This is a genomic window from Amycolatopsis sp. NPDC101161, assembly GCF_044768185.1.
Lineage (GTDB): Bacteria > Actinomycetota > Actinomycetes > Mycobacteriales > Pseudonocardiaceae > Amycolatopsis.
In genome coordinates, this window is record NZ_JBIWPI010000002.1 from 1,266,373 (window position 1) to 1,276,003 (window position 9,631).

The following is a 9,631-nucleotide window of genomic DNA, read 5'->3' on the forward strand; positions in this document are numbered from 1 at the left end:
AGAACCAGATTCTCGCGGTAGGTGAAGGTTCATGATCAGACGCGGAGTGCTGATTCCGCTGGTAGCGGCGTTTCTGGCGACCGCGGGCTGCGGTGTGTTCGATTCCGGTTCGGCCGCCCCGCCGCCGCCGTTGGAGCGGACCACCCTGCGCGTCGGTGTGGGCAACGCCATCGACACGGCCCCGCTGCGGATCGCCGTCGCGGCCGGGAAGTTCGGCGCCGTGGGCCTGAACGTGCAGCTCGTCGAGCTCGGCGGCGAGGACGGGCTGGCCAAGCTGACCGCGGGTGACCTCGACGTCACGTTCGGGTCCGACATCGCGCTGTTCCGCGCCGCGGCCGACGGGACGGCCCTGCAGCTGCAGGGCGAGGCCTACACGGCCGGGCCGAACACGATGGCCCTGGTGACCCTGCCGGGCTCCGACTACACCGTGCCGACGTCGAAGAAGTCACCCCGGATCGCGGTGAACATGCTCGACGACGTCGGCGCGCTCGCCGCGCGCTCGGTGCTGGGGACGGCCGGCGTCGACGTGACGAAGATCAAGTTCAAGCAGGTCGCGTTCGACCAGATGCCGCAATCCCTGCAGGGCGGCGACGCCGACGCGGCGCTGATGATCGAGCCGTACATCACGCGCTCCGAGAAGGACCTCGGCGCCCACATCCTCGCCGACGGCGCCCGCGGCGCGACGCTCGACTTCCCGCTGTCGGCGTACGCGTCGGCCAAGCCGTTCGCCCAGGCCAACCCGCGCACGCTGGCGGCGTTCCGCACGGCGCTGGGCGCGGCCCAGCAGAGCGCGACCGACCCGGCGATCGTCCGCGACGCGCTGCCGAGGTTCTCCGACATCGACACGACGACGGCGGCGCTGATCTCACTCGGCTCGTACCCTGCGTCGCTCAATGGCATCCGGCTGCAGCGCGTCGCCGACCTCATGCACAACTCGGGGTTGCTGGCGAACCGCCTCGACGTCCAGAGCCTGCTCCCCGACCAGAGCGGGACCTAGATGCTCTCGCCCGGCGGGGCCAGGCACACCGTGCGCGACGGCGGGCCCGCGTAGGACAGCACCTTGTCGGCGCGCTCGCACTCGTCTTCGCGCCCGTAGCCGGACAGGATCTGGACGCGTTCCTGCACCGCCGGGTCGGAGCAGCTCACCTTGGTGACGGTCGTCTCGTCGTCGAGACCGCGCACGCAGTCGCCCGACCGGACGTTCAGGGCCAGGCAGAGCGTCTCGCCGGCGCCGGAGCCCAGCCGGAACCGCACGTAGTCGCCGGACGCGCACGCGATGGCCCCGCGGTAGGTGTTCTCGACCTTGTAGCTCGCGCGGTCCGAGCTGCAGCCGACGTGGTGGTAGGCGATCCGGTCACCGCTCTCCCGTGACAGGTACAGGCAGTCGCCGTCCGACGGGGTGCCGGTGCTGCCCACCCGGCTCAGCCCCCACGCGCCCAGCGACCCCACGGCCAGCGCCAGGACGACGCACACGGTGAGCGTGACCTTCACCTTCGTCGTGAACCAGTGCGGGACCGGCTGCCGACCGGGCATCGGCGGGGGCGCCGTCGCGTAGTCCGGCGACCGGAACGGGTTGTCGTCGAACGGTGGTGTGGTCAACGTGCCCTCCAGCGATCCCCTCGGCACCTCGTCCCACCGGCGAGGCACGTATAACAGTAGTTGTGACTGATGGCCCGCTGATCGTCCAGTCCGACAAGACCGTGCTCCTGGAGGTGGACCACCCCCAGGCCGATGACGCGCGGATCGCGATCGCGCCGTTCGCCGAGCTCGAACGGGCGCCCGAGCACGTCCACACCTACCGGATCACGCCGCTGGCCTTGTGGAACGCGCGTGCCGCCGGCCACGACGCCGAGCAGGTCGTCGACGCGCTGACGACGTACTCGCGCTTCCCCGTGCCGCAGCCGCTACTGATCGACGTCGTCGACGTGATGGGCCGGTTCGGGCGGCTGCAGATCGCCAACCACCCGGCGCACGGCCTGGTCATGTCGACCACCGACCGCGCGGTGCTGACCGAGGTCGTCCGGAACAAGAAGATCAGCCCGATGCTCGGCGCCCGGATCGACGAGGACACGGTTATCGTGCACCCGTCCGAGCGCGGGCGGCTGAAGCAGGCGCTGCTGAAGGTCGGCTGGCCGGCCGAGGACCTCGCCGGGTACGTCGACGGCGAAGCGCACCCGATCGCCTTGGACGAGACGGACTGGCAGCTGCGCGACTACCAGCGGCAGGCGGCGGAGGCGTTCTGGGCGGGCGGCTCCGGCGTCGTCGTGCTGCCGTGCGGCGCGGGCAAGACGATGGTCGGCGCGGCGGCGATGGCCAAGGCCGAGGCGACGACGCTGATCCTGGTGACGAACACGGTCGCCGGCCGGCAGTGGAAGCGCGAGCTGATCGCGCGGACGTCGCTGACCGAGGAGGAGATCGGCGAGTACTCCGGCGAGAAGAAGGAGATCCGGCCGGTCACCATCGCGACCTACCAGGTGGTCACCCGCAAGACCAAGGGCGAGTACCGGCACCTGGAGCTGTTCGACTCGCGCGACTGGGGCCTGGTCGTCTACGACGAGGTCCACCTGCTGCCGGCGCCGGTGTTCCGGATGACGGCGGACCTGCAGTCCCGGCGGCGCCTCGGCCTGACCGCGACGCTGGTGCGCGAGGACGGCCGCGAGGGCGACGTCTTCTCGCTGATCGGGCCGAAGCGCTACGACGTGCCGTGGCGCGACATCGAGGCGCAGGGCTGGATCGCCCCGGCGAAGTGCACCGAAGTCCGCGTGACGTTGACGGATGCGGAGCGCCTGGAGTACGCGACGGCCGAGGCCGACGAGCGGTACAAGCTCGCGGCGACGGCGTTGACGAAGACCCCGGTGATCAAGTCCATTGTGGAGCGTCACGCGGGCGAGCCGACGCTGGTGATCGGCGCGTACCTGGACCAGCTGGAGATGCTCGGCGACGAGCTCGACGCCCCGGTGATCCAGGGCGCGACCCGCAACAAGGAGCGCGAGGAGCTGTTCGACAAGTTCCGCCGCGGCGAGATCCGGACGCTCGTGGTGTCGAAGGTCGCCAACTTCTCGATCGACCTACCGGAGGCGTCGGTGGCGATCCAGATTTCGGGGACGTTCGGCTCCCGCCAGGAGGAGGCCCAGCGGCTGGGCCGGCTCCTGCGCCCCAAGGGCGACGGCCGCCAGGCGCACTTCTACTCGATCGTCTCGCGCGACACGGTCGACACGGAGTACGCGGCGCACCGGCAGCGGTTCCTGGCGGAGCAGGGGTACGCGTACCACATCGTCGACGCGGACGACCTGCTCCGGCCGCTCTGACGCCCTGGCTGCACGACCTCTCCCCCTGAGCGCGCCACCCCTTCGGCCCAGCGAATCGTCACACGAGCAACTTCCGCCACTTTGCTCTCGTTTGACGCTCTGACCTGCGGATTCGCGGATTCACTCGAACGGATGAGTGGCCGGATCGCTGGAAATTGTCGGACCCTCGAACTACTGTTCGACGTGCAGCAGCTGAACACAAGTTCGAGGGGACGTCCATGACGATCGCACCGCTCCGCCCCGGTACGCCCGCGCCGCCGGTCCAGACCCTGCCACCGGGGTCGTGGCACGGCCGGCTGTGGGTGTCCGACCTGCCGCTGACCCGGCCCGAGCGCTACCTGGGCTGCGTGGCCGAGTTCGAGAGGTCCGGCTTGTGGCCGGTGCTGATCCCCCACGACCAGCGCTTCGCGGCGAACGGCGAGGACTGGATAGACGACCGAGGCCGCTTGGCCCCGGCGGACCACCGGGTGGCCTCGGCCGACCCGGCGGCCGCCCTGGAGCGCTGGTGGGACGGTTCGTGCTGCGACGGAGCATGCCTCCGCCCGTTCGGCGCCAGGTTTCCGGGGCTGGCCAAGAAGAGCGCACGCAAGTCGGACCCACTGGCGGAGGCGGGCAACACGGGATCGATCCTGGCGAACCGCGCCCCCCACCGCCTGGGCCTGGTCCAGACCGAGCGCCCGGCGGACATCCCGGCCCTGCTGGGCTGGACAGGGATGATCAAGTGCACGGACCAGGTGGCAGAGCTATCAGCGGTGTTGCGGAGCTGGGAGGACCGCTTCGGAGCAACGTTGGTGGTACTGGGATTCGATTCGCTGGAGCTATCGGTAGCAGCACCCCCAAGGAACCAGGCGCGAGCATTGACGGTAGCGGCAGAGCACCGTGCGTTCAGCCTGCCAACATTCGCAGGCCAGCCAGGCAATTTGCGCGAGTACGCATCAGGCTTGGTCCAGTCCCGCCTGTGGCGATTTTCCTGGGCATAGGCCAGCGGGGGGGGCGCAGCCCACCCAACACCCCAGAAAAGAGCTGGGTGGTCATCCCGTCGCCTGAGGCCCAAAAATCACTTTGAGCCAGGCCCGCAACCACCTGACCAGCCCAGGAGAGCAGCACAAAGCTTGCGGGCCTGGCTCAAAGTGATAGGCCTCAATCAGGCGACGGGATGACCACCCAGCGACCCCACCAAAAGGCGAGAAGAAAGCAAAACCCAGGGCCATCCCAGAGCCTGCCCGTCCGGCGAGGACAAGTCTTTGAAGAGAAGCAGAAGCAAGCCGAAGCACAGAAAGGAGCGAGCCACCCAACCAACAGAACCGCCCCACGCGAACCCCCAGGAGTCCCATGAGCAAACACCACAAAGGCCCCCTAAGACGCCCGACCCCAAAATCAGGCCACCCGTCCCACTCCCCAGCCCACGTGTCCCACAGCAACACCCACAACCGAGTTTGGACAACCCCCAAACCGGGAACCACCCACCGCGGAAAGGCGGTGAGACCAATCGCCGAGATCCGGATCGGCACCTCAGGCTGGCGCTACCCGCCCTGGCGCGGAGTGTTCTACCCACCCGGCCTACCGCAGCGGCGAGAGCTCGAACACCTCTCGCGGCGGATGAACGCCGTCGAGATCAACGGCTCCTTCTACTCCCTGCAGCGCCCCGAGCGGTACCGCGCCTGGTTCGAAGAGACCCCGGAAAACTTCCTCTTCGCGGTCAAAGGCGGCCGCTTCATCACCCACATGAAGCAACTCAGGGACGTCGAAACCGCGCTCGCGAACTTCTACGCGTCCGGCGTCCTCGCCCTCGGCGCGAAACTGGGCCCGTTCCTCTGGCAGCTGCCGCCCCGGCTCAGATTCGACCCCGACCGGCTCACGAACTTCTTCGCCCTCCTGCCGCGCACGACGACCGACGCCGCCCAGCTCGGCGCGAAGCACGACGACAAGCTCAAGGGCGCCGCCTACCTCGAACCCGGACCGCGAAAGCCTTTGCAGCACGCGCTGGAAGTCCGGCACCCGTCCTTCGCCGAACCCGCGGCCAAGGAGCTGCTCCGGAAGCACCGCATCGCCCTGGTGACCGCCGACACCGCCGGCAAGTGGCCGTTCCTGGAAGACCAGACCGCCGACTTCGCCTACGTCCGCCTCCACGGCGACGAGGAGCTGTACGTCAGCGGCTACTCCGACCAGGCCTTGCGCACCTGGGCCGACAAGATCCGGACCTGGCACGACGGCGGGAAGCGCGATGTCCACGTCTACTTCGACAACGACGTCAAAGTCGAGGCGCCGCGCAACGCCGAGACCCTGGCCGACCTGCTCGGCGTCGCCCCGCCGACGAGACAGTCAGACGAGACAGTGAGTGGACAGTGAGCGCCATCGGCTTGAGTGGACGCGCGGGCCGGACCGGCCTGCGTGCTGTCGCTGGGGGTCGGCACGTGGGCGGTCCGCCCAGCCCTCAGCTCCCCGAACCCACCAGCGCCGCCAGCTTCGCGCGCACGTCGTCGGCGTCCGGGTGCCCCAGTTCCGTCAGCAGCCGCACCGACCGGACCCAGCACTCCCTGGCCAGCGCCCGATCTCCCTGGCGCAGGTGGATCGCGCCCAGCTGGGCCAGCACGTCCGCCGCCTCGTACGGCTCGCCCATCTCGAAGAACATCGAGACCGACTCGCGGATGACCGCGATCCCCTCCGCCACGCGGCCCAGCCCCACCAGCGCCAGCCCGCGCGTGTGCAAGGTGAACCGCGTGTCCACCGGCTCGCCGTCCGGCCCCAGGATCGCCAGCGCCGCGTCCGCCAGCCGCAACGCCTGGTCGTGGTCGCCCATCGACGTGCAGATGTCGCCCAGCGCCCGCAGCACGCTCGCTTCGAACGCCCCCAGCCCCAGCGAACGCACGATCTCCAGCGCCTGCATCCCGTGCTCGTACGCCCAGGCGTAGTCGTCGAGGTTGTGCGCCGCCATCGCCAGGTTGTACTGCGCCCGCGCCTCGCCCTCGCGGGCGCCGAGCTCGCGCTGGATCGCGAGCACCTGCTCGAGGTAGCGCCGCGACTCGTCGTACTCGCGCGCGACGCCGTTGACCACGCCGAGCCCGCTGAGGATGCCCGCCTCGCCCGGCCGGTGACCGCTCGCCCGCGCGGCTTCGAGCGCCACCGCGAACACCGAACGCCAGTCGTCGAGCCGCGAACGCGTCACGAAGTAGCTCTGCAGCAGCCACGCGAGCTTCCAGCAGATGTCGTCCCGCCAGCGGCGCGCCAGGTGCACCGCGGCGATCAGGTTGCCGTACTCCTCGCCGAACCAGTCCAAAGCGTCGTGGTACCCGGCGAAGGACAGGCCGCCGGCGAGGTCGTCCAGCTCCAGCAGCCGGTAGTAGCGCTCCGGCCGCATCCGCCGTGACGCGTTCAGCGCCGATGCCAGGTACCAGTCCAGCAGCCGGTCCAAAGCCGCGTCGCGCTGCGACGCCGTGTCGACCTGCGAAGCGACTTCGCCCGCGTACGCGCGGATGAGGTCGTGGAACTGGTAGCGCCCCGGCCGCGGCTGGGCGAGCAGGTGCGCGGCGGCCAGCGTCTCCAGCTTCGGCCGGATCGCCGCGAGGTCCAGACCGGCGACCGCGGCCGCCGCCGGCGCGGTGAAGTCGACGCCCGTGGGCAGCCCGAGCAGCCGCAGCAACCGGGCCGTCGACGGCTCCAGCGCCTGGTAGGAGTACGAAAACACCGACCGGATGTTGGTGCCTTCGCCGTCGGCGAGGTCGAACGAGCCGAGCAGGTCGGTGTCCAGCGAGGCGACGAACTCGTCGAGCGCCAGGTCGGGGAACTGCGCCGCCCGCACGGCCAGGATCCGGATCGCCAGCGGCAGCCCGCCGCAGTAGCGCACGAACTGCTCGGTGGCAGCGGGATCGCGCGCGACGCGGTCGCGGCCGATCGTGGAGGCGAGCAGCTCGACGGCGTCCTCCTCGCCCAGCTCCGCCAGCGCGATCCGCCGCGCGCCGTGCGTCGCGACCAGCCCGCGCAGCTGCCAGCGGCTCGTGATGACGACGAGGCAGCCCGGGCCCGGCAGCAGCGGGCGCACCTGCTCGGTGCGGTTGGCGTTGTCGAGCAGGACCAGCAGCCGCCGTCCCGCGCTGTGCGTCCGCCAGCTCGCCGCGCGGCCGTCGAGGTCGGCGGGGATCGCCTCGCACGGCACGCCGAGCGCGGTCAGCATCGACTCCAGCGCCGCCGACGGCTCGACCGGCTCGCCGGGCCCGTAGCCGCGCAGGTTGAGGTAGACCTGCCCGCCCGGGAACCGGTCGGCGATCTCGTGCGCGAAGTGGACCGCCAAGGTCGTCTTGCCGATGCCGCCCATGCCCTCGACCGACGCGATCGGCGTCGACGTGTCGGCGTCGGCCACCTCCGGCAGCAGCGCGTGCAACGCCTTGAGGTCGCACTCGCGCCCCGAGAACGTCGGCAGGTCGGCGGGCAGCTGGTGCGGCACCTGCGGCTCCGCGCCCAACCGGTAGCGCGCCGGGGCGATGTGCCCGTCATCGGTCCCGGTCAGGATCGCCTGACGGGTGCGCTGCAGCGCGGGCCCGGGGTCGAGGCCGAGCTCCTCGGCCAGCACGCCGCTGATCCGGCGGTGGACGTCGAGCGCCTCCGCTTGGCGGCCCGACCGGTACAGCGCGACCATCAGCTGCTCGTGCAAGCGCTCCCGCAGCGGGTTTTCCCTGGTCAGCCGAGTCAGTTCGGGGACGACGGTGCCGTACTCGCCGACGTCGAGCAGGGCGTCGGCCCACTGCTCGCGCACGCGCAGCCGTTCTTCGGCGAGCTGGCCGACCTCGTCGCGGTGCAGCGCGTCCGACTCGACGTTGAGCAGCGCCGGGCCGCGCCACTGCGCGAGCGCGTCGGCGAAGTGCGCGGCCGCCTGACGGCTTTCACCGCGGTCCACCGCGGCCTTGCCCCGCGTGGCGAGGGTGCGGAACCGGGAGAGGTCGAGGAGGTCGTCGTCGAGCTCGATCAGGTAGCCGCCGCTTTCGGTGCGGATCGCGACCTGGTCGCCGAGGGCGCGGCGCAGGCGCAGCACGTACGTCTGGAGCGCGCCCTTGGAGCGGCGGCGGTCGTCGTTCCAGAGCCAGCGGCCCAGTTCGTCGACCGGCACGACCCGGTTCGCGCGCAGCAAAAGCCCGGCCAGCACGATCAACGGCCGGCTGCCCCCGAGCGGTACCGGGTGGCCGTCGGCCGTGACCTCGGCCGGACCCAGCACGCGGAAGTCGAGGACCACGGGAACATTCTGGCCGGTAACGCGCTGTTCGGCAGCCGTTCGGCAGAAGTCGGGATGGCATGATCGGCGGTGATGAAGGTCTACGCGATCCCCCTGCGCAACCGCTTCCGCGGCATCACCGTCCGGGAAGGCGTCCTGCTGCCCGGCCCGGCGGGCTGGGGCGAGTTCTGCCCGTTCGCCGACTACTCGGACGCCGAGAGCGTGCCGTGGCTGCACGCGGCGCTGGAGGCGAGCGAGTGCGGCTGGCCGGCGCCGGTCCGCGACCGGGTCGAGGTCAACACGACGGTGCCGGTCGTCGACGCGGAGAAGGCGTACGAACTGGTCCGCGCGTCCGGCTGCCGCACGGCCAAGGTGAAGGTCGCGGATCCGCGCTCGTCCTTGGCCGATGACTGCGACCGGGTAGCGGCGGTCCGCGACGCGCTCGGCCCGTCCGGCGCGGTCCGCGTCGACGCGAACATGGCCTGGGACGTCGACACCGCGGTCCGCGCGATCACCGAGCTCGACAAGGCGGCGGGCGGGCTGGAGTACGCGGAGCAGCCGTGCCCGACGATCGAGGACCTGGCGGCGGTCCGCCGCCGGGTATCGGTCCGCATCGCGGCCGACGAGTCGATCCGCCGCGCGGAGGACCCGCTGAAGGTGGCGGTCGCGGGAGCGGCGGACATCGCGGTGCTGAAGGTGTCGCCGTTGGGCGGCGTGCGAAGGGCGTTGGAGGTCGCGGAGGCGTGCGGACTGCCGTGTGTGGTGTCGTCGGCGGTGGAGACGAGCGTCGGCATAGCGGCGGGACTGGCGTTGGCGGGCGCGCTGCCTTCGCTGGATTTCGCGTGTGGCTTGGGGACGATTTCGTTGCTGGAGGGGGACGTCTGCGCGTCACCACTGTCCCCTGTGGACGGTTACCTGCGGGTGCCGCGGCAGGCCCCGGAACCGACGGACGCGTACCCGGCGTCGCCCGAGGTCGAGGCGGCGTGGCGGGCTCGGCTCGAGCGGGTGCGCGGGTTGTGGGGGGGGGGGGAACCCGGTTAACCCACCGCCCGCCCCCCGCCCCGGGGGACGCCCCCCCCGAGGGGGGCCCCCCCCCCCCGGGGGGGCCCGCGCGGGGGCG

The 9,631-nt window shown here is 71.1% G+C and carries 7 protein-coding genes; 5 read left to right on the plus strand and 2 right to left on the minus strand.

What is annotated here, in order from left to right:
- Positions 1 to 31 precede the first annotated feature (31 nt).
- On the plus strand, positions 32 to 997 hold the full coding sequence (locus ACIRSS_RS17225) for an ABC transporter substrate-binding protein (RefSeq protein WP_400895788.1): 966 nt from the start codon (positions 32 to 34) through the stop codon (positions 995 to 997).
- Here ACIRSS_RS17225 and ACIRSS_RS17230 read toward each other — a convergent pair.
- Positions 994 to 1,599: a hypothetical protein gene (locus ACIRSS_RS17230; RefSeq protein WP_400895791.1), complete on the minus strand. Its 606-nt coding sequence runs from the start codon at positions 1,597 to 1,599 to the stop codon at positions 994 to 996. The genes ACIRSS_RS17225 and ACIRSS_RS17230 overlap by 4 nt on opposite strands.
- 62 nt (positions 1,600 to 1,661) lie before the next feature.
- Between ACIRSS_RS17230 and ACIRSS_RS17235 the strand changes: the two genes are divergently transcribed.
- The 3 genes from ACIRSS_RS17235 (at position 1,662) to ACIRSS_RS17245 (ending at position 5,657) form a co-directional block, all read left to right on the plus strand.
- Complete coding sequence (locus ACIRSS_RS17235) at positions 1,662 to 3,308, plus strand: DNA repair helicase XPB (RefSeq protein WP_400895794.1); 1,647 nt, start codon at positions 1,662 to 1,664, stop codon at positions 3,306 to 3,308.
- A gap of 218 nt (positions 3,309 to 3,526) precedes the next feature.
- A complete protein-coding gene (locus tag ACIRSS_RS17240; protein WP_400895797.1) occupies positions 3,527 to 4,288 on the plus strand; it encodes a DUF4253 domain-containing protein in 762 nt (253 codons plus the stop codon).
- A gap of 499 nt (positions 4,289 to 4,787) precedes the next feature.
- Entirely contained in the window at positions 4,788 to 5,657 is an 870-nt protein-coding gene (locus tag ACIRSS_RS17245) for a DUF72 domain-containing protein (protein WP_400895800.1), read from the plus strand.
- A gap of 85 nt (positions 5,658 to 5,742) precedes the next feature.
- Here ACIRSS_RS17245 and ACIRSS_RS17250 read toward each other — a convergent pair whose 3' ends face one another.
- Positions 5,743 to 8,532, minus strand: a complete 2,790-nt coding sequence (locus tag ACIRSS_RS17250) for an AfsR/SARP family transcriptional regulator (RefSeq protein WP_400895802.1) — start codon at positions 8,530 to 8,532, stop codon at positions 5,743 to 5,745.
- Between the two features lie 72 nt (positions 8,533 to 8,604).
- On the opposite strand from ACIRSS_RS17250, the gene ACIRSS_RS17255 reads away from it, so the two are divergent.
- Positions 8,605 to 9,552: an o-succinylbenzoate synthase gene (locus ACIRSS_RS17255; protein WP_400895805.1), complete on the plus strand. Its 948-nt coding sequence runs from the start codon at positions 8,605 to 8,607 to the stop codon at positions 9,550 to 9,552.
- Positions 9,553 to 9,631 lie beyond the last annotated feature (79 nt).

Excerpts from the sequence above, each read along its gene's own strand:
- ACIRSS_RS17240 (WP_400895797.1), top strand. The coding sequence starts at position 3,527 with ATGACGATCGCACCGCTCCGCCCCGGTACGCCCGCGCCGCCGGTCCAG.
- ACIRSS_RS17255 (WP_400895805.1), top strand. The coding sequence starts at position 8,605 with ATGAAGGTCTACGCGATCCCCCTGCGCAACCGCTTCCGCGGCATCACC.
- ACIRSS_RS17225 (WP_400895788.1), top strand. The coding sequence starts at position 32 with ATGATCAGACGCGGAGTGCTGATTCCGCTGGTAGCGGCGTTTCTGGCG.